This is a genomic window from Cytobacillus horneckiae (assembly GCF_002835735.1).
GTDB lineage: Bacteria > Bacillota > Bacilli > Bacillales > Cytobacillaceae > Cytobacillus > Cytobacillus horneckiae.
Genome location: NZ_PISD01000084.1, coordinates 42,449 through 62,200, shown reverse-complemented (window position 1 = coordinate 62,200; position 19,752 = coordinate 42,449). Strand labels below are relative to the sequence as shown.

The following is a 19,752-nucleotide window of genomic DNA, read 5'->3' as shown; positions in this document are numbered from 1 at the left end:
AAGGTATTGTAGAGCATTGATACCTACAATTTCAAAAAAAAACTGTCTATTAGTTAGAGTCAACTATTTAGACAGCTTTCTTTACGATATGATTAAATTTGTGAGGAAAAATGAGTTAAAAATCCCTTTGCAATCACTTCATTATCGTTTAGTAGTTCAACAGATACCGCTTCGTCATTGACTATCATTTTTTCAATATCAAAGACATGAAGGTCTTGCTGCAAAGGTATTGGTTCCATATAGATGAAAATTTCCTTATTCCTAACCGGTTCTATAATTTCTGCAGCTTGTCCATTTTCTTTCCCATATATTATTTCAGTTGCTCCTAGAGCATTTGCTAATTCTTCATTATGTATTGTTACCCTCACCATGTATTGCTCATTTTGAGATAAAATTTTTTCATTTAACTTAAATCGGAATTGCAGTTCGTTCGTTTTGGTCAACAATGCATCTGCATGCCGATTAACAATGGATTGCTGATCACCAGCACAACCAGCTAGAATTAACAGAATCAGCGGAATAAACATTAACTTGCCAATACGCATTTTAGCAGCTCCCTCATACCCTTATAGCGATGACAACAGCATCAATCATTATTTATCTATAACCTCGCCTTAATAACGAAAAATTAAACCTATATTTAGTAATTGTTAATCGAACTTCCGCTATAGACAAAAAAAACTAGCCAAATGGCTAGCTATAAGGGGAAAATGAGAATGATTTAGCTGACTTAAGGTTTCTTAAGTGCTTAGTAATTTAATACCCGCTTCTATTCATCATAAACCTAAATATTTCTTTTATAAGAAAATTTTTCGAGTGCATCCCCAATCTCAACAGCATTTGGCAAGCTTAAGAGATCATCAAGCATTTTTTCAATCTCTTTCTTGCTCAATTGTCTTATATGCGCACGCGTTTTAATAATTGATGAGGAATGGACAGAGAACTCGTCCAAACCCATCCCGACTAAAAGGGGAATAGCGACTTCATTGCCAGCCATATCTCCACAAATAGCAACCTCTTTGCCTTCTTTATGGGCAGCATTTATCACTTTTTGAATAAGTCGCAGAATGGCCGGGTGATATGGCTGATATAAATATGATACTTGCTCATTCAGACGATCGGCGGCGAGTGTATATTGGATCAGGTCATTAGTGCCAATACTAAAAAAATCAACTTCTTTAGCAAAGGATTCTATCATTAAAGCCGTTGAGGGAATTTCAACCATCATCCCAAGTCCAATATCCCCTACCTTGACACCTTCTTCAATGAGCTTATTTTTTTCTTCTTCAAACATAGCTTTGCCTTGTCTGAATTCTTCAATAACTGCTACCATTGGAAACATGATTTTTAACTTTCCAAATGCACTCGCCCTTATTAAGGCGCGAAGCTGCTTCCTTAGTATGGATTGTTCGCCTAAACAAAAGCGAATGCCTCTAAAACCTAAGAAAGGGTTCATTTCTTTTGACAGCTTCAAATAAGGAAGCTCCTTGTCACCGCCAATATCAAGTGTACGAACTACGACCGGTTTTCCATTTAAAGCCTGTAATACAGCTTTATAAGCCTCGAATTGTTCTTGCTCACTAGGCAGCTGCTTCCTTCCCATAAAAAGAAACTCTGTGCGGAATAATCCTATTCCTTCTCCACCATTTCTAATGACATCATTGGCTTCCTCAACATTCCCGATGTTGCCTACAACAGTATAGTCCTGACCATCATTAGAAATTGTTTTCTCATTGGTTAGCCATGCTAATTGAGCAATTTCTTCTTCAGCTTTTAACCGGTTTGCTTCATATTCATCAATTAATTCTGGCGTAGGATTAATGTGAACCAATCCCTTATGCCCGTCTAGGATAACGAAATCACCGTTTTCAATATCTTCAAAAGCAGTTTTCGTACCGACGACTGCAGGTATATTCATTGATTTGGCAATGAAAGCGGAATGAGAGGTCCTGCCTCCGACATTTGTTACAACGCCCTTAATGACTTTAGGGTTTAACATGGCTGCATCAGACGGAGTTAAATTTTGCGTAATTATAATAACATCTTCAGCAATCATACTTGGATTCACTACTTGAATACCGAGTAGATGAGATTGTATCCGGCTGGCTACATCACGAATATCGGCTGCACGCTCTCTCATATACTCATTTTCACTATTGCTCAAACTAACGATATATTGGTTAGTTATTTCCTTAATTGCGTATTCAGCATTTAATTTTTCAGTTGTGATCTTATCTTTCACAGGCCCAATTAATTCTGGATCGGTTAACACAAGCAGATGTGCATCAAAAATAGCCGCATGATCTTCTCCAGCTTCAGCTCTAGAATGATCACGAATTTGTTCAAGCTCGTCTGCAGCAAACATAATCGCCTTTTGAAATTTTTCAATTTCATTATCAATATTAGTAATATGTCGCTTCTCAATAATAAGCTTGTTGTGTTCCAGACGAAATGCTTTTGCAATAGCTATGCCTTCTGATGCCGCAACCCCTTGTATAAAACTCATTATTCTGCTAAACCTTCCCTTTGCAGCATATCTTGTAATTCTTCCATTGCAGCTTGCTCATCATTTCCTTCAATAATGATTTTAATTTCTCCGCCCTTGCCTACAGCAAGCGCCATAACACCCATGATTGATTTTAAGTTTACTTTACGTCCCTTGTATTCCATTTGGATATCTGAGCTGAAACGGCCGGCAGTTTGCACCAACTGTGTTGCAGGTCTTGCATGGATACCAGTATCAGAAATAACAGTGAAATTTTTTTCTAGCATTATAATCTAGCTCCTTTATTATGTAGATATAAAAAGTATTGATATTAGAATACCATAAACAGCCGCATTCTTTTACTAGAAAGTCGATTTAATTGTATAGACTTTTCATCGATCGCTTTCACCTTTAGACTTTCTTTCCTTTTTGTTTTTTTGAGACAACTCTTTTATATTATGTCTCAACCGTTTTATATCCTGCAAAAATGCAGCTTCTTCCTCTTTTCCAATAATCATTTCGCCATATCGGACACAATCATATGCTTCATATAAGCCTGCAGGGGCTTTCAAACCAAGCCTTTTTAGCCATTCAGACAAAGTTTCATGAGATCCTCTGCCTAAATGGAGCTTTTCAGCATACCTTTCAAAAAGATATATTTCTTTTCTAATGGTTTGCACAGGCATTTTCCTTGATTGGGAAAATAATGAAAAACGGTCAGCAACAACCGTCTGACTGTTTGTTTGATAAGATGATTCATCAGTTGAAATGCTATACTTGTTCTCCCGATTTCTTTTATATAAAAAGTACACAAAAACAAACAAGCCCGCAATGGTCAGCACTGTGAAAACAGCAGTAGGATCAATCACATCTGCTTGCACAGGCATTTCCTCATATTGCTGCTTATCTCCTTCATCTGCTGAATTTAAATCGACCGGCTGTCCGGGCACCTTTAATTCCATGTCCTCAAAGATGCTGAAGACAGGAGACACGATGAAAGCTAATGTCGAGACTGCCATCTCGAGAAAGGTGAAGAAAATCCATTTAAGCAAATTTAAAGTGAGTGTAATGGCAATTCCTATACTTATTAGGCCACTTATTATTATGCTGAAATAATAGAGAAACTTTTTCTTTTCGCCTTTTTCAGTATTTGCTAATATCCATCTTCCTAAAAAACCGCCTACCAAAATAAATAAACATTGGACGATTAAAAACGAAACAATATATAGCACTTCATTCACATGTTTTGCATATGGAAAAATCAAAAGTCCGACTCCTAGTAGCACAGTAAAAAATAACCATAAGCCAGATGCATCTTTTTCAAATTCCTTGAAATGGATCAAACCTCGCCAAAAAACAAGGACCACAATCACCAATAGAAAAGTAAATGAAGGCTGTAAAACAGTACTATATAGCAAAATCAACGGAACAATCATGATTAAATATAAGATTTTCCCCTTTTCATTAAATACTGTTATTAAATATATAAATACGAGGCAGCCTGAACCTGCAATGAAAAAGTAATGAAATAACTGCTGAGGATATAGCGGTAAAATTAGCAGTCCTCCAAATATGATTTCTATCATCACAAAGTAAAATACATTCCATGAACGGTAGATCATAGGTTTTGCACTTCCTTTTTCGGCAATGAATGCTGAATAATGGTTGCTGATTGTTTTGTGGTTTGCAAATGATAGATTGAATAACCTTTAGTGTTCATTTCGTGGAATATACTTGCTGCCTTATCTGATTGAAAACCTCCATGAAGGAAGAATGGCTGTTGCTGCAAATGTCTCCCATAATAAGATAGCATTTTTTCATACGGATAAATTGATCCATGGGAATCAGCAATTGCGAGCAGCTCCAATACTTTTTGTAAATGTCCCTTTCCTTTGCCAGCTGGAATGTATAAAAATGGGATATGGTTCGTCGCTCTAATATTGATACAAACCGAAAATTGAATGTCATTTTTCTCAAAGAAATAGGCTAAGTCTGCTGCACTGCTGATTAACTCCTCCATCTTCTTTGAGATTGAATGGGAAACAGCAATATTTAATGATATATTCCAGCCTGTTTCATTAGCCCGATCATATATTTTTGTTTGCAATTGCTGGTTTTTAGCACTCGCCTTCCAATGAATTTGATTAAAGCTATCCGTATTTACATAATTTCTTGTCCCTGCCGGAGATAAAGAATCTTCAAACAATGAATATCTTGCATAGGATTCTCCCTGTTTATTCGTTAAAAAAACAGATTTATTTTTTACTGAAATAGCTCTTGGATAAACAAGCACTTCTTGTTTAGTTAAATATTTATATTGCAATATTGTTTCACCTAACCCAAAAAAATGGGGTAAATGCAACTCAACTTTTCTAAGTTTCGCCATTCCTCTTTTATTCGTTATGAACGGAATGATTATTTCCTTTCTTTCCTTATAATTAATAGAGAGCGGGATACTCATTTCATAATGTTCTTGTCTTGCATTAAGGTTTTCATCCATGGGCCTCACAACTTGATTAAAAGTAATCTTGAGATGACCAGACATGATAGGCAATCCTTTATTTTCCATAATAATTACCCACTGTCCTTCATCATTAGGAAAGTGCCTAGTGCGTTTTCTTTTATCAATGAAAAGGAGCTTTCCGCCAACATGCTTCAAATAAAAGGAATTTGCATAAAGTAATAGCAGGATGAAAACTGCGCTAAAAAATACTAGCGCTGACTGAAAGTAAAAGCTTGCAAATAATAAAACAATGCTTAGCAATGAGATAATTGATAAAAATTGATCTTCAATAATCTCTTTTTTCCATATTGACATTACAATAAACCGGACTCAACAGGAACTGGAACTGAATGAAGCAATTCCTGCAGCACCCTTTCTGCTGATTTTGTTAATGAGGCTTCAGTTGATAAATAAATCCGATGTGTAAGCACAAACGGTACCATTGATTTAACATCTTCAGGAACAACATAGTTTCTCCCTGCCAGGTATGCCTTGCCTTGAGCTGCCCTGATCAGCGCCAATGTTCCTCTAGGGCTTACTCCAAGTTCAATATCTGGATGATTTCTTGTTTCTCTTACAATGCCTAAAATATACTGCTCTACATCCTCACTTACGCTAATGGAAGCGACTTCTTCCTTCATTGTATGTATTTCTTCTAACTCGACGACCTTTTCGAGTTTATCAACCTTTAATTGATTTTTATGTAGTTGAATCATTCTTTTTTCCTCCTCAAGGGAAGGATAATCTAATTTTATTTTAATAAAGAAACGGTCTAATTGCGCTGCAGGTAATGGAAAGGTTCCTTGTTGAGATTCGACGGGGTTTTGCGTAGCAATAACCATAAAAGGCTGATCGATTACTAGTGTATGTCCATCAATCGTTACTTGAGCCTCCTCCATCACTTCAAGCAAGCTGGATTGTGTTCGGGGAGTCGCACGATTAATTTCATCTGCAAGAACAATATTTGCTACAATCGGGCCAGGCCGCAACTCAAATTCCTGGTTTTTTGGGTTAAAGAATTGAATACCAGTCACATCACTTGGCAAAACATCCGGAGTAAATTGAATTCTAGAGAATGCACCATCTATAACTGCTGCAAACGACTTTGCCAGCATTGTTTTGCCTGTTCCCGGTACACTTTCTAACAGTACATGTCCATTAAAAAGCAAGGAAATCATTAATAATTCTATATTCTCTTCTTTTCCTGTAATCGCTTTTGCAATTTCTGCTTTTATTTTAAATGTTGTATTCATAGCCCCTCCATAATAAATGTTATAATATTCTAATTATATCATTGCCGGCTATTTCAAGATACTAGATAATGGTAAAAACAAGGAAAAATCCATTCGTGAAAGCAAAGAAAATAACTTTCGTTCCATGAATGAACAATAGCTCAGATTGTAGGTAAAGTGAAAAAACGAAATTTCAGTTAGAATTTGTCGCGGTGTGTGCTCGACTACAGCAGGAGAATCGAGCCAGTCTAGACACTAATAGTGGAACTGCAACCAAAAACGAGTGGAGTCAAGTAGATAATGGTCATAACTATACTTACAAATGTAGCAACCTCATTTGACGATAAATAAGGTAAACGGTTAATTTTTTCTCTTCTAGAGTAAAGACCCTAACCATTTGAGTGTCACAATTCAGCGCGTAGCGACTGGACGCTTACCTGCAAAAAATCCCATACTCACTCTTTTTAAAAACATGATTGAGTTTGTCTACAGCCTCATCTATGTTCAAATAAGTGCCCGCAAAGCGAAAAAAATACATCAAAATGGGCACTACTTCGCAAAAGCAGTGCCCGTAAATCATGAAAGAGCGCCAACATAGGCACTACGCAAAAGCGATAAACAGTTTTTGATATTCTCCTGTTGTGAATCCATCAACTAAATAAACAATTGCTCAAATTAATTAACTTCTCGCCTCTGCCATATAATGATATAAAACATCTCCACCACGCTTAGCAATTCCCCTGAAATGTTTAAAATCGTCGCGCTTTACGAGTACTGTGCGAAATGGCAAGAAGTCCTCCTTCTTCACATAGTACTCTGACAGATCACCGTTTTGTAACTTATTTAAAATATCATTAATCATTGTTTCGTCCATAGCCCACACCTTCTGTTTCATTTCATAAGTTTTATATTATATTTTATTTTAGCTGAATATATTAGCATTTCCAAGGAAATTAACGTTCATTTTTCATCCATCAATTAATAAAATGACTGCTGCATATAAATAACAGCTCCTATATGGTTAATTAAAATTTCTTTGCTTCTGAGCTAAAATAGACAAATATCTTTACGAATAGAACTTTTTAGTGCAAAATGGTTATTAACAAAAAATTTGGAAAGAAAAGAGGAAGCGTGATTGAAAAAAGCTGAGATTGGTAACATTATTGAATTTCGCGATGGATTGCGTGGAATTGTAGAAAAAGTAAATGAAAATTCCGTAATCGTTGATTTAAGTTATATGGATAATTATCGTGATTTAGAATTAGAACATCGAACGGTTGTAAATCATAAAAACTATAAAATCATTCAAGAATAATAATTGTTAAGCACATTCTCAGAAAATGAAAGTGCACGTTTAGTTTCAGCATAGGCAAAGCATGATAAAAGCATTATGCTAGCTTGGTTATTGCTTACGCATGGCATTTTTCTAATTAATATACATCAATACCTTCTATAAAAAAAGAGCATTCCCGTTAAAAGAGCAGCTATTTTATGCTGCTTTTTTATTTCACATATAAAAAACTCCTTGCCAAAAGACAATAAAAAAATTAACAGTATATGCAAAGTCATAGGTTTTTATACATTTTTACTGCCATTTTTGATAAAATAGGTTTGGCTTGTATGAAAGGAGTTTATTGAATGATTAAGAAAGTACCCGACATTCGTTTAATTGTCGGCTTTTTAATTGCACATGTACTGATGTATTTTACATTTATGGATCGGTCAATCTTTTGGTATATGTTTGCAGCAACAATGCTATTTTTAATTAGCTATGCGATTTTAAATGGTGAAATTGATGATGAAGCATCATTTGGAAAATATTTAACCTTTGGATTACTTTCAGGGTTATTACTTTATAGTGTATTTTGGACAGGTTATTTCTTAATAGAATGGCTTAATCTACCTTTTTCTAATAGCATTTCGAAATTATATGGTCGATACGCGCCATCAAATATATGGCAATATATGATCCTTTTATTTATTCTTGTTCCTGGTGAGGAAATTTTTTGGCGTGGTTTTATCCAAAAAAGGGTAATGAAATATACAACCGTCTCAGTAGGTGTATTTCTATCCGCTTTTCTTTATGCTTCCGTTCATTTTTATTCCGGGTATTGGATTCTTGCATTAGCCGCTTTTATTGCAGGAATATTTTGGGGATATCTATATATTTGGAAAAGAAGCATCCCCCTATTAATCGTCTCACATATTATTTTTGATTTAATGCTGTTTATCCTATTGCCATTAAATTAAAGGTTGGAAAAATCATGTAACCAATCAAAAGCACTTACGTCTAATATTTTAGATGCTCAATAAGGATAAGGAGGAAGTTTACTTGAAAAACACATTCAAATTGTTTTTTATGAGCACTTTGCTACTGATGTTATTAGTTGCTTGCGGAACAAATCAAAATGCTGATGAGGATTCTAGTAATCGTGGTGACAACGAAGCAAATCAGCCTGATGAGAAGAATCCAAAAGATGATGAGTCAAGTGAAAATAATAAAATAAGATTAATGGAACAAAATATTAAATTTGAAAAAAATGGTGAAACTGAGGAAGAAACTGCTTTCCTGAAAGAGAGTGATAACCAAGACTTTTCAATGTATGTTCTACCTAATTTTGTTTTAACAGGCGAGGAGCCAAATAAAGATGTTCTTCATTTAGAAGAGCAATCGAATATTTTCATGCGCATCGAATTAATTCCTGATGATGCTGACATGAAAATGCTAGAAGAAAATACAAAAATACAATTGCAATCTGTGAATGAAGAAGTTACAAGCCCCTCTCTTCCAAATGACTCATTTTTTGAAGATGCAATCATGATGGAAGCTTCAGCAGACGGTGATACAGTGACTTCATTCCTCATTAAAAATGAGCAAGCAAATGTGAAGTTAACCATTTTTACAGATGAAAGTGAACATGATTATAAAGAAGCATTTATCCAAATGGCAAAGACGATTGAAAATAAGTAACGAGCCCTTAAGTGAAACTTAGGATTAGTGGGGGGCTTTATCTCCAACAGATGATTAGTTGAGGCCTGCAGGATGCAGGTCCTTCAGACGTTACCACAACGCGGCGTATCTAGTCTGAATTCTGATAATCGGGATTTTACGGTCAATTGATTCCCACTTATCTCATTATGATTCCCTCAAAAGTCTCAAATTGTGGATCTTACTGCCCGTTGAAGCGGGAAAAATACGACTGTCAAGATTCACTTGACAGTCGTATTTTTTTCTTCTAAGGGCTTCATCCAAAGTAAGATAATAAATGTTAAACTGATGTAGCCAAACAATGGGTACAAGTAGGAAAGCAATGTACCATACTCTATAAAACTGCCAAAATAACTGATTGTAAATATAATCAAGACAATTAGGATCGTTGGAATTTTAATATATTGTTTAACTTGTCTCTCCACTCCAAATACGTTGCCGATCACAGATGTAAAAATTTCTCCATATATTACAAAAACAAATACCCAATAAAATGACGATGCTAGTGACCTCATAATAGAAGCCATCGGTATTTCATAAGCTTCAATATTTGGTACCATCACTAAAGTTAAGTGACTAGATATTAATATAATGGTGAGTGCACTTCCTCCAATTATACCGCCCCATTTTATCGTTTGATCGTCTTTAATATCTGATGCAACTGGTACAAGTACAGCTTGAGCAAGCATTAAATTAAACGCTGCATAGGAAAATGGCGATACAACAGCTTTCCAGCCATCAGCCGCATAAGGTATAAATAATATATTCTCCATAAAAAATGGCAATTGTATCGAAAAGTATAATAGGATGAAACTGAAAGTAATCATCATTGGTACAACAATTACATTAACTGCAAATAAACCCTTAATTCCAATAATCATGGTTATAATTGATAAAATAATCGTAAAGATAACACCGACTGACTTCGTTAGCCCAAGCTGTTCGTCAAAGACAGCCCCTGCTCCAGAAAGCATAACGGCGCATACGCCTAATAGCATGATCAGCATTAGCCCATTTATAACAGTTCCGAAGACTTTCCCGAATAAATAATCATTTAATTCCTGATATGATTTTGCATCTATCCTTGCCGCAATTCTCATTAGTTTAGATCCTAGAAAAATAAATATATAGCCACTCATTAAAATACCTATCAGCCCAATAAAACCAAATCTAGAAAAGAATTCAACAATCTCTTTTCCCGTTGCAAAACCAGCCCCCACTACTGTTCCTACATATACTGCCGCTATTTGAAAGGAAGCACCCCAGTTTGTTTTCAAGCTTATCTCCTCCTCCCCTTTCAATATATGAAGACAAGGACAAACTAAGACGAGCTTTTTTAAATTTAAGCTTTAAAAGGTTATGATTGATATTTTTTTACCAGCTCCCACAGACCGCCTGCGGAAAGTGAGCGACTGTGAGGAAATCAGCAACTGTATTTAACAGTTTTTAATATTTCATTTAAATTATTTTGTATGATTAGCATTTTAACCAAACAAATCACTTGAAAGTCAAAGAAGGTCAAATTATAATATATTTATAAGTCAAAGATAGTCAAAGTCAAAAGGAGGAGTTCTTTGATGAAATGTCAAAAATGTCAACAAAATGAAGCTTCAATTCAAATGAGATATGCGATTAATGGAAACGAAACCCGCATTCATTTATGTCTGGACTGCTATCAATCTGAAAAGCAAGCACTTCCTTCCTTCGGGCCGACTATGAGTGGGTTCTCAGGATCAAATCAGATGTCGTTGGATGAATTCTTTAAAAAGATGCATGCAAGTGAAGACCAACAAAAATTTACTGGAGCTCAAGCGCATTCGACCAAATCCGGCGGCTTTATTGATCAATTCGGAAAAAATTTAACCGGGATGGCGAATGCTGGATTAATAGACCCCGTTATCGGGCGCGATGAAGAAATCGATAGAGTCATCGAGATTTTAAATAGACGAAATAAAAACAATCCTGTCCTCATAGGTGAGCCAGGTGTTGGTAAAACTGCTATCGCTGAAGGATTCGCTTTAAAAATTGCCAACGGCGCAGTCCCTAAGAAATTAATGAATAAACAAGTGTATTTATTAGATGTTGCTTCCCTCGTGTCAAATACAGGTATACGGGGTCAATTTGAAGAAAGAATGAAGCAATTAATTAGTGAAGTTCAGGAAAGAAAAAATATTATTTTATTTATTGATGAAATTCACCTAATTGTTGGAGCAGGGTCTGCTGAAGGATCTATGGATGCCGGCAATATTTTAAAACCGGCTTTAGCTCGAGGTGAGCTGCAACTAGTAGGTGCGACAACCTTAAGCGAGTACAGAAAAATTGAAAAAGATGCGGCCCTTGAACGCAGGTTCCAGCCTGTACATGTTAAAGAGCCATCTTTAGATGAAGCACTGACAATACTTGCTGGCTTAAAAGAACGTTATGAAAAATTCCATGAAGTAGAATATTCAGATGAAGCGATTGCCGCATGTGTTCAGCTCTCGAGCAGATATATACAGGATCGCTTCCTCCCAGATAAAGCGATAGATTTAATGGATGAAGCTGGCTCGAAGGTGAATCTTCAATCTGACTACACAACACAAGATCAAATTGAAGAAAGATTAAAAGAAATTAACAAACAAAAAGAAACCATGTTAAAAGAAGAAAAATACGAAGAAGCTGCTAAGCTTCGGGATGAGGAATTGAGTTTAGAAAAAGCAATAAATAATATACAAGACGAATTGCATAGACCAAAAGTAGAACTTTATCATATTCAACAAATCATTGAAAAACAAACAGGAATACCAGTAGGTAAGCTAATGGAAGATGAGCAAGAGAAAATGCAAATGCTAGAGAAAAATCTTTCATCTAAAATTATTGGTCAAAATAATGCAGTTCAAAAAGTAGCAAAAGCCATTCGCAGAAGCCGTGCTGGATTAAAATCAAAACAACGGCCAATCGGTTCATTTTTATTCGTAGGTCCAACAGGAGTAGGTAAAACTGAACTCACGAAAACATTGGCAGAAGAGCTGTTCGGTACGAAAGATTCTATGATTCGCCTCGATATGAGTGAATATATGGAGAAACATAGTGTGGCAAAAATTATCGGCTCTCCACCAGGCTACGTTGGTCATGAGGAAGCTGGCCAGCTAACGGAAAAAGTCCGTAGGAATCCATATAGCATTATATTGCTGGATGAGATTGAAAAAGCACATCCAGATGTACAGCATTTATTCCTGCAAATACTTGAGGACGGCAGATTAACAGATAGCCAAGGAAGAACCGTTAACTTTAATGAAACTGTCATTATCATGACAAGCAATGCAGGTGTTTCTCATAAAGAGGTTCACGTCGGCTTCACTACAAGCAACGCCATTAATGAAGCAAGTATCCTTGATTCCCTTGGCCAATTTTTCAAACCGGAGTTCATTAACCGTTTTGATAGCATTATCGAATTTAAATCGTTGGAACAAGAACATTTGCTACAAATTGCTGATATTATGCTTTCTGATTTAAATCGATCATTAGCGGAACAGGAGATTGCGTTAACAGTCTCCATGGATGTAAAGGCAAAACTGGCTGAGCTCGGCTATCATCCAGCATTTGGTGCCCGTCCATTGCGCAGGGTTATTCAAGATCAGTTAGAAGATAAAATTGCTGATGCGATTATAGAAAAATCAAATGTGAAAGAATTGCATGCAGTTATCGAAGGAAACGAAATTACAATTAAATAATTTAAAAAGGCAATGATGATCATTTTCGATCTTCATTGCCTTTTTCATTTTTTTGTTTTATAAATTTTTATCGTCTACACTATTTAGCCATTTTTCGATTTCACCTACAACTGATTCAACACATCCTTCTTCAAATGGAGAAATCAAATGAGCCTCGGCTACTAATTCTGTAAATGGCTTACTTCCTCCTAAAGTACATAAATGCAAATAATCCTTCCATGCTTCCTCATGGTTCTCTCTTGACTTCTTCCAAAATTGAAATGCACATATTTGCGCTAATGTATAATCAATGTAATAAAATGGAGAGTTGTAAATATGGCCTTGGCGCTGCCAGAATCCGCCGTTTTCCAGATATTCATTATCATCATAATCTTTATGCGGCATATATTTTTTCTCGATATTGCGCCAAGCAAATTTTCTCTCTTCCGGTGACGCTGCTGAGTTTTCATACACCCAATGCTGGAATTCATCTACAGCAACGCCATATGGAAGAAATAGCAATGCAGAGCTCAAATGCGAAAATTGATATTTCTCTGTATCCTCTTTAAAGAAATACTTCATCCATGGCCATGTAAAAAACTCCATGCTCATTGAATGGATTTCCGCAGCCTCATATGTCGGCCAAATATATTCAGGTATTTCAAAATGACTGCTCTTATATACTTGAAATGCGTGCCCTGCTTCATGAGTAAGGACATCAATATCCCCAGATGTTCCATTAAAATTCGAAAAAATGAATGGCGATTTATAGTTTTCTATATATGTACAATATCCCCCGCCTGCTTTGCCCTTTTTCGCAACAAGATCCATTAAATCAGCATCATTCATAAATGTGAAAAATGCACCAGTTTCTTCTGACAACTCATCATACATCTTTTGTCCATTGCCAATAATCCAGTCCGGAGTTCCTTTTGGCACTGCATTACCAGTCTTGAAATTAAAAGGCTCATCATAATATTTCAGCTTATCAACGCCTATTCTTTCCCTTTGTCTTTCCTTCAGCTTTGTAGCCATCGGGACGATATATTCTTCTACTTGCTTGCGGAATTTTCTCACCATATCGGCATTATAATCTGTCCTATCCATTCTATAATAAGCTAACTCAACGAAGTTATTATAGCCTAACTTTTGTGCAATCTCTGTTCTTACCTTAACTAATTCATCGTAAATGCGATCTAACTGTGGCTCGTTGTCAGATAAAAATTTAAACCTAGCTTCACTTGCGCTTTTTCTTATTAAACGGTCGGTAGACTCAGTATATGGTTCAATTTGCGCCAATGTTAGCTCTTGTCCATCAAACGGAATTTTTGCAGAAGCTATCAGCTTTGTATATTCGCTGGATAATTTATTCTCAGTTTGCAGGAGCGGAACAATTTCCGGCGAGTATACTTTTAATTGCGCTTCTGCGAGAGCAAATAACTGTTTCCCCCATTGCTCCTCAAGTTCTTTACGATATGGAGAGTTAACTAGGTATTCATAATACTTTGTAATGTATCCCTCAATTTGAGGCTCAACTTCATCAATATAATCCTGCTCAGCTTTATAAAATTCATCATTTGTATCAATGGAATGCCTGATGTACGCTATGTTGCCCATCGTGTTGACATCATTTCTTATTGTGTTTACTTCATTCATTGCTAGAATTTGTTCATCAGCTGATTGAGCAGCATTTAATTTTTCTAGTGCTTGATTAAATCGATTTTCAATCACCTCCAAGTTTGGACGTATATAGTCATATTCTGAAAACTTCATACTTATTTACCCCCTATATAATTTAAACTCACTTGCTAAATACTTTCCTTTTAATTATAGATGCTTCTCCTACAAAGATTCGACATGTTTTTACATATCCCTTCCACTGAAGCTACTATTTTCCAAAAAGAGTAAAATAAAAAACGGCTCTATAGAACCGTTTTTATCGATTACCTACCGATATTCCTAATTTTTTCACCAAATGGATGACTGTATCTTTATCCTCTGTTGTTAGTTCACTCATTAGTTCATGTATATATTCTTCATGTCCAGGAAACACATCTTCAATAAACTTTCTTCCCTCATCAGAAATTTCAGCATAGGTTACACGTCTGTCATTAGGGCAAGCGACTCGCCTAAGATAACCTTTACTCTCCAGTTTATCAACAACATAAGTAATGCTCCCGCTCGCTAAAAGAATTTTTCCACCTATTTGCTGTAAAGGTTGATTGCCTTTATGATATAGTAACTCTAGCACAGCAAATTCTGTCGGATTCAATCCATAGGTCTGAATTCTTCGATTCACATGTTCATTTATGGCACGGTATGCCCTTGATAATACAATATAAACTTTGAGTGATTGGCTCGTGTCGTTCATTTACTATCCAATCCTTTGCAATTTATTTAAAATCGGAACTTCTTGAATTCAAACTAATTATAAAAAACGAATGGAAGCCTGTCAATTTCTAATATGTTACAAAAGGAAAATAATTGGGATTTAATCCATCTCAAACTGATAGGTACAAATTTAACAAACTAACGAGGAACATTCAACCAAAGAATGAAAATTGTATACGGAGTAGAAAAATTCGATGAAAAAAAGAAAAAAAAATATACTACTATATTTAATCATTGTGATAGTTCCTACAATGATCGGCGTAGGGTCATGTTTACACATTGTTTTAGAGCAGGATATGAAAGAGCGGACAGAGGACGCTAAATGGATAGCTACCATCCATCAGCGCAATTGGGATCAATTTATTTCGGAAACTGTTACTACACTAGAAATTCTCTCAATCGCATTGGATGCAAATAGTGAAAAATCACAAATTGACAAACTGCTTTTAAAAACGGAAACAATGGATCCCAGATATGGAGGAGTGTTTTTATTAAATCAACATGGCGTCGTGCAATCAGGCTCTTCTCCTTATCTTACAAACCTGAATTTATCGCAGCATAGCTACATTCAGGAGGTAGTTCGCACAAACGATCTCGTAATCTCTGACCAATTGGAGCAATTACCAAACGGTCAAGAAATAGTTGGAATCGCAAAACCACTTGTCGATGAGGATTTTGGCTCTCCTATGATTGTCGGAGCCCATTTACGAGTAGACTATATGCAAAATATTATGCAAATGCTCACACCAAATGCAGAGGTTTCCATTTATAATACAAATGGCGAGTCAATAATGAGCCTTAATGAAGGACTGCTGCAATCTGATCAATCTATCGTACTGCCCATTGACAGGCTGCCTTGGGATATTGAGGTAAAAATAGCCGAAGCGAATCAAAACAGCATTATCAAGAGAATCATATTGATCTCATTACCTATATTCATCCTAACAAATATTCTCTTCTTTTTTCTGAAATACATTATGTTAAAGAGACAAACAAATTTGGAAAAAAAGCAAAATGAGTTGCAGAAGCTTGAACTCGTTGGTAATTTGGCGGCAAGTACCGCACATGAAATAAGAAATCCATTAACTGGTATTAAGGGTTTGATTCAATTATTAGGGGAAAAACATACTGCGACCCAAGACCAATACTATTTCTCCATCATCAACGATGAAATCAATCGAATAAATGAGATTGTCAGTGAATTTCTTATTTTAGGGAAACCAACTATTCAAAAAATAGACAAGATTAATCTGAATTGTATTATCCGCGAGCTTGAACCATTAATTAAATCCGAAGCGAATTTAGCTAACATTGATTATGAGGTTTCAATGCCTGAAGAGCCAATTTTTATCTATTGCAATAAAGATCAAATGAAACAAGTCATTTTAAATATTACTAAAAATGCACTCGAATCAATGACCGACTATGGAAAATTATCACTTTCGATTATAAGAAAAAAACAAAATTGTTTATTAGTTATTAAAGATACAGGGTCAGGTATATGCAAAGAAGATATGGATAAAATCTTTCAGCCCTTTTTTACTTCAAAGGATTCAGGAACAGGATTAGGATTAGTCGTATGCCGGAGAATCATTGAATCATTTCAAGGTGAAATAGCGATAACAAGTAAGGAGAGCGTTGGTACAGAGGTGGTAATTTCCTTGCCGCTTCAACCTTCATAATCAGATATATGTATACAACGTTGGCCAATTATGGATAATAAAAAGAGCTGAAAGGCTCTTTTTTCTGTTAATGAAATCATAGATTACTATTTGAAAATTGCTGAACAATCTGAAGCTTAATCATGTATATATAAAAGAAATGCTTGATTTATTGTGGTAAAACTCCAATAATTAATTCGTAATCATTTTACATATTCTTTTCACAATTAATAATTAAAGGAGTCTTTTTTATGAGCCAAGCAATAGCAGCAAAAGCTTATACAACTAAGGGAAATACCAGCTATCGTATTTTATTCATCATTGGATTATGCCATCTTTTAAATGATGCCATTCAAGCAATTATCCCTGCGATGTTTCCCATCCTTGAAAAATCAATGGGATTGACTTTTACCCAGCTAGGAATTATTGCTTTTGCACTTAATATTGTCTCTTCACTATTGCAGCCTGTCATCGGAAACATGACAGATAAAAAGCCATTCCCTTTCGCCTTGCCTATTGGCTTAAGCATTACACTGCTAGGTATTATCGGGTTAGCCTTTGCCCCTAAATACGAATGGATTGTGGTTTCAGTTTTATTTATTGGTCTAGGTTCAGCGATTTTTCATCCCGAAGGATCAAGAGTCGCCTATATGGCTGCAGGTCCGCGCAGAGGTCTTGCACAGTCAATTTATCAGGTAGGGGGGAATGCTGGCCAATCGCTCGCCCCATTAATCACCGCTCTCATTCTCGTTCCATTTGGACAAATGGGCGCAGCATGGTTTACAATCGCTGCTTTTATAGCTGTTTGCCTCCTCACCTATATTGCCATTTGGTATGCAAAAAACCTGCAAAATGAGAGACAAAAAAAATCAAAAGGAAACTATGCAAAAAAAAGAAGTAAAACCAATATCTAAAGCCGTAAAATTTTCACTCTTGCTTGTTTTAATATTAATTTTCGCCAGATCATGGTATGTATCTGGAATGACAAACTTTTATGCTTTTTATGCAATTGAAAAATACGATTTTTCCATTAGCCAGGCTCAGCTATATTTATTTACATTTTTAGTATTTGGTGCGCTTGGAACCTTTTTTGGTGGACCTTTGGCAGACCGCTTTGGTAAAAAAAATATCATTTTTCTTTCTATGATGCTTTCTTTACCCTTATCAATCCTTATACCATTTGTCCCGTCTGCTTTCGCATTTATTTTATTAGGGTTAACCGGATTTATTTTAATGCTCAGCTTCTCGGTCACAGTCGTATATGCACAGGAATTAATTCCAGGTAAAATAGGGATGATGTCTGGTCTGACAGTTGGATTTGCGTTCGGTATGGGTGCTATCGGTTCAATTGCACTAGGTTATTTAATTGATGGCATTGGTTTGACTGCGACGATGATTCTTACCGGTCTGCTGCCAGTGATAGGCTTAATTACACTGTTCCTTCCATCTGACAAAACTGTAACAGAATGGAATCGCAATTAAAATTCTATAGAACATGGTGCCACTTGATGGAGCAATTTCTTAATAGTTGACGGAAAAACTTTCTGAAACCACAAGGACAACAAGTTGGCTTTTTCATATACTAATTTATTTATTAAGCAAAGTTTATTAACATCCATACATTTAAACTTGGCCATTCGCCAACATAAATTTAACTTTCCTATTGCTAAGAAAGGCGGGATTAGATGAGTGATGTATTATTTGGTACTATACTTTCAGCCATGTCAACAGGACTTGGTGCTTTAATTATTCTATTTATAAGCGGGTCCATGACCCATCGTTGGCGGGATACATTATTGGCTTTTACTGCCGGCATCATGATGGCTGCGTCCACAATGGGGCTCATTCCTGAGGCGCTGAGTATCGGAGGCTTCTTACCACTTGCTATCGGAACATTTTTAGGGGTATTTACCTTAACCCTTCTAGAAAAAAACATTCCGCATATTGATCTCGAACATTCAAAAAAAGGGATTGAATTTGACGAAAAAGCGATGTTAATTATAGCAGCCATTACCCTTCATAATATACCTGAAGGTTTATCTGTTGGCGTTAGCTATGCCTCGGAAAATGGTGGCGATACAGGCAATCTCATTGCATTTGCAATCGGGCTTCAAAATGCCCCAGAAGGTTTTTTAGTTGCATTATTTCTAGTGAATCAAAAAATCAGCAAGATTAAAGCATTTCTTATTGCAACCTTAACTGGGACGATTGAAATTGTTACTGGGTTATTAGGCTATTATTTAACAAGCTATGTTTCCTACTTAGTACCGTACGGGTTAGCATTTGCGGCTGGTGCGATGCTGTTTATTATTTACAAAGAGCTTATACCGGAAAGTCACGGTGATGGACATGAGAGAACCTCGACCTATTCCTTTATCATTGGTCTATTGTTCATGGTCTTGCTCATAGAGTTATTTTAAAGATTAGGATCTATCCTTTTAGATCCTTATTTATTTAGACTGCCGCCTTCTTTAACGCTCCGATAAATTCTTTAAAATACATTTTAATGTTTCCTGTTTGCAACCTTTTAGAATGTGTTGTCAGCATTTGATATTCATAAATAAGCACGTCGAGCTCCTGGCTATAACGAATGGTTAGTTCACTGCTTATTCCATTAGTCTTAGCCGATTCTACCATCACCTCTCTCTTTCTATGAATATTTTCTAATAATCTTTCTTGATTTGACCTCAACTTATTTCCTCCTAATTTCTAAACTCTATTTATCTAGATCATCTATTTTTATCCACTTGAAGAATTATCACAAGAATCTTTATAAAAGTAAATAGATTCGCAAAATTA

At 35.8% G+C, this 19,752-nt stretch carries 17 protein-coding genes and 1 pseudogene; 7 read left to right on the top strand and 11 right to left on the bottom strand.

Going from position 1 to position 19,752, the window contains the following annotated elements; genetic code table 11:
• Window positions 1–92 precede the first annotated feature (92 nt).
• The 7 genes from CWS20_RS26695 to ykzS all read right to left on the bottom strand — a co-directional run bounded on the left by CWS20_RS26695 (window position 93) and on the right by ykzS (window position 7,094).
• Window positions 93–545: a hypothetical protein gene (locus tag CWS20_RS26695; RefSeq protein ID WP_066196741.1), complete on the bottom strand. Its 453-nt coding sequence runs from the start codon at window positions 543–545 to the stop codon at window positions 93–95.
• A 239-nt stretch (window positions 546–784) separates the two neighbouring features.
• Complete coding sequence (ptsP, locus tag CWS20_RS26690) at window positions 785–2,506, bottom strand: phosphoenolpyruvate--protein phosphotransferase (protein ID WP_066196740.1); 1,722 nt, start codon at window positions 2,504–2,506, stop codon at window positions 785–787.
• Window positions 2,506–2,772 carry a phosphocarrier protein HPr gene (locus CWS20_RS26685; protein WP_066196739.1) on the bottom strand — a complete coding sequence of 89 codons (267 nt, stop codon included), beginning with the start codon at window positions 2,770–2,772 and terminating at the stop codon, window positions 2,506–2,508. The genes ptsP and CWS20_RS26685 overlap by 1 nt, the downstream gene beginning before the upstream one ends.
• Before the next feature lie 105 nt (window positions 2,773–2,877).
• Entirely contained in the window at window positions 2,878–4,107 is a 1,230-nt protein-coding gene (locus CWS20_RS26680; protein WP_066196738.1) for a hypothetical protein, read from the bottom strand.
• Window positions 4,104–5,303 carry a DUF58 domain-containing protein gene (locus tag CWS20_RS26675; RefSeq protein ID WP_066196736.1) on the bottom strand — a complete coding sequence of 400 codons (1,200 nt, stop codon included), beginning with the start codon at window positions 5,301–5,303 and terminating at the stop codon, window positions 4,104–4,106. Before CWS20_RS26675 ends, CWS20_RS26680 begins: the two co-directional genes overlap by 4 nt.
• A complete protein-coding gene (locus CWS20_RS26670; RefSeq protein WP_066196734.1) occupies window positions 5,303–6,241 on the bottom strand; it encodes an AAA family ATPase in 939 nt (312 codons plus the stop codon). Before CWS20_RS26670 ends, CWS20_RS26675 begins: the two co-directional genes overlap by 1 nt.
• A gap of 658 nt (window positions 6,242–6,899) precedes the next feature.
• Entirely contained in the window at window positions 6,900–7,094 is a 195-nt protein-coding gene (ykzS, locus tag CWS20_RS26665; RefSeq protein ID WP_066196732.1) for a protein YkzS, read from the bottom strand.
• Between the two features lie 261 nt (window positions 7,095–7,355).
• On the opposite strand from ykzS, the gene CWS20_RS26660 reads away from it, so the two are divergent.
• The 3 genes from CWS20_RS26660 to CWS20_RS26650 all read left to right on the top strand — a co-directional run bounded on the left by CWS20_RS26660 (window position 7,356) and on the right by CWS20_RS26650 (window position 9,191).
• Complete coding sequence (locus tag CWS20_RS26660; protein WP_066196730.1) at window positions 7,356–7,535, top strand: YkvS family protein; 180 nt, start codon at window positions 7,356–7,358, stop codon at window positions 7,533–7,535.
• Between the two features lie 323 nt (window positions 7,536–7,858).
• Window positions 7,859–8,470 (top strand): CPBP family intramembrane glutamic endopeptidase, encoded by a 612-nt coding sequence (locus CWS20_RS26655; protein WP_066196727.1) that lies wholly within the window; start codon window positions 7,859–7,861, stop codon window positions 8,468–8,470.
• Between the two features lie 82 nt (window positions 8,471–8,552).
• Window positions 8,553–9,191, top strand: a complete 639-nt coding sequence (locus tag CWS20_RS26650; RefSeq protein ID WP_241198888.1) for a DUF8580 domain-containing lipoprotein — start codon at window positions 8,553–8,555, stop codon at window positions 9,189–9,191.
• A 239-nt stretch (window positions 9,192–9,430) separates the two neighbouring features.
• Here the strand turns inward: CWS20_RS26650 and CWS20_RS26645 are convergent, their stop codons facing one another.
• Window positions 9,431–10,486, bottom strand: a complete 1,056-nt coding sequence (locus tag CWS20_RS26645; RefSeq protein ID WP_066196724.1) for a YkvI family membrane protein — start codon at window positions 10,484–10,486, stop codon at window positions 9,431–9,433.
• 300 nt (window positions 10,487–10,786) lie between these two features.
• Between CWS20_RS26645 and CWS20_RS26640 the strand changes: the two genes are divergently transcribed.
• The gene (locus tag CWS20_RS26640) at window positions 10,787–12,922 is read left to right on the top strand and encodes an ATP-dependent Clp protease ATP-binding subunit (protein ID WP_066196722.1); all 2,136 of its coding nucleotides are present in this window, start codon (window positions 10,787–10,789) and stop codon (window positions 12,920–12,922) included.
• Between the two features lie 57 nt (window positions 12,923–12,979).
• Here the strand turns inward: CWS20_RS26640 and CWS20_RS26635 are convergent, their stop codons facing one another.
• The gene (locus CWS20_RS26635; RefSeq protein ID WP_066196720.1) at window positions 12,980–14,674 is read right to left on the bottom strand and encodes a M3 family oligoendopeptidase; all 1,695 of its coding nucleotides are present in this window, start codon (window positions 14,672–14,674) and stop codon (window positions 12,980–12,982) included.
• 163 nt (window positions 14,675–14,837) lie between these two features.
• Window positions 14,838–15,272, bottom strand: coding sequence for a MarR family winged helix-turn-helix transcriptional regulator (locus tag CWS20_RS26630; RefSeq protein ID WP_066196717.1), 435 nt, complete (start codon window positions 15,270–15,272; stop codon window positions 14,838–14,840).
• A 214-nt stretch (window positions 15,273–15,486) separates the two neighbouring features.
• Between CWS20_RS26630 and CWS20_RS26625 the strand changes: the two genes are divergently transcribed.
• From CWS20_RS26625 to CWS20_RS26615, 3 genes and pseudogenes are all read left to right on the top strand, one after another.
• Window positions 15,487–16,974, top strand: a complete 1,488-nt coding sequence (locus tag CWS20_RS26625) for an ATP-binding protein (protein WP_066196714.1) — start codon at window positions 15,487–15,489, stop codon at window positions 16,972–16,974.
• 230 nt (window positions 16,975–17,204) lie between these two features.
• A pseudogene (locus tag CWS20_RS29255) lies at window positions 17,205–18,435 on the top strand (MFS transporter).
• A 203-nt stretch (window positions 18,436–18,638) separates the two neighbouring features.
• The gene (locus tag CWS20_RS26615) at window positions 18,639–19,373 is read left to right on the top strand and encodes a ZIP family metal transporter (protein ID WP_066196708.1); all 735 of its coding nucleotides are present in this window, start codon (window positions 18,639–18,641) and stop codon (window positions 19,371–19,373) included.
• A 34-nt stretch (window positions 19,374–19,407) separates the two neighbouring features.
• Here CWS20_RS26615 and CWS20_RS26610 read toward each other — a convergent pair whose 3' ends face one another.
• Window positions 19,408–19,644, bottom strand: a complete 237-nt coding sequence (locus CWS20_RS26610; protein WP_066196705.1) for an aspartyl-phosphate phosphatase Spo0E family protein — start codon at window positions 19,642–19,644, stop codon at window positions 19,408–19,410.
• Window positions 19,645–19,752 lie beyond the last annotated feature (108 nt).

Excerpts from the sequence above, each read along its gene's own strand:
- CWS20_RS26695 (WP_066196741.1), bottom strand. The coding sequence starts at position 545 with ATGCGTATTGGCAAGTTAATGTTTATTCCGCTGATTCTGTTAATTCTA.
- ptsP (WP_066196740.1), bottom strand. The coding sequence starts at position 2,506 with ATGAGTTTTATACAAGGGGTTGCGGCATCAGAAGGCATAGCTATTGCA.
- CWS20_RS26685 (WP_066196739.1), bottom strand. The coding sequence starts at position 2,772 with ATGCTAGAAAAAAATTTCACTGTTATTTCTGATACTGGTATCCATGCA.
- CWS20_RS26680 (WP_066196738.1), bottom strand. The coding sequence starts at position 4,107 with ATGATCTACCGTTCATGGAATGTATTTTACTTTGTGATGATAGAAATC.
- CWS20_RS26675 (WP_066196736.1), bottom strand. The coding sequence starts at position 5,303 with ATGTCAATATGGAAAAAAGAGATTATTGAAGATCAATTTTTATCAATT.
- CWS20_RS26670 (WP_066196734.1), bottom strand. The coding sequence starts at position 6,241 with ATGAATACAACATTTAAAATAAAAGCAGAAATTGCAAAAGCGATTACA.
- ykzS (WP_066196732.1), bottom strand. The coding sequence starts at position 7,094 with ATGGACGAAACAATGATTAATGATATTTTAAATAAGTTACAAAACGGT.
- CWS20_RS26655 (WP_066196727.1), top strand. The coding sequence starts at position 7,859 with ATGATTAAGAAAGTACCCGACATTCGTTTAATTGTCGGCTTTTTAATT.
- CWS20_RS26640 (WP_066196722.1), top strand. The coding sequence starts at position 10,787 with ATGAAATGTCAAAAATGTCAACAAAATGAAGCTTCAATTCAAATGAGA.
- CWS20_RS26635 (WP_066196720.1), bottom strand. The coding sequence starts at position 14,674 with ATGAAGTTTTCAGAATATGACTATATACGTCCAAACTTGGAGGTGATT.
- CWS20_RS26630 (WP_066196717.1), bottom strand. The coding sequence starts at position 15,272 with ATGAACGACACGAGCCAATCACTCAAAGTTTATATTGTATTATCAAGG.
- CWS20_RS26625 (WP_066196714.1), top strand. The coding sequence starts at position 15,487 with ATGAAAAAAAGAAAAAAAAATATACTACTATATTTAATCATTGTGATA.
- CWS20_RS26615 (WP_066196708.1), top strand. The coding sequence starts at position 18,639 with ATGAGTGATGTATTATTTGGTACTATACTTTCAGCCATGTCAACAGGA.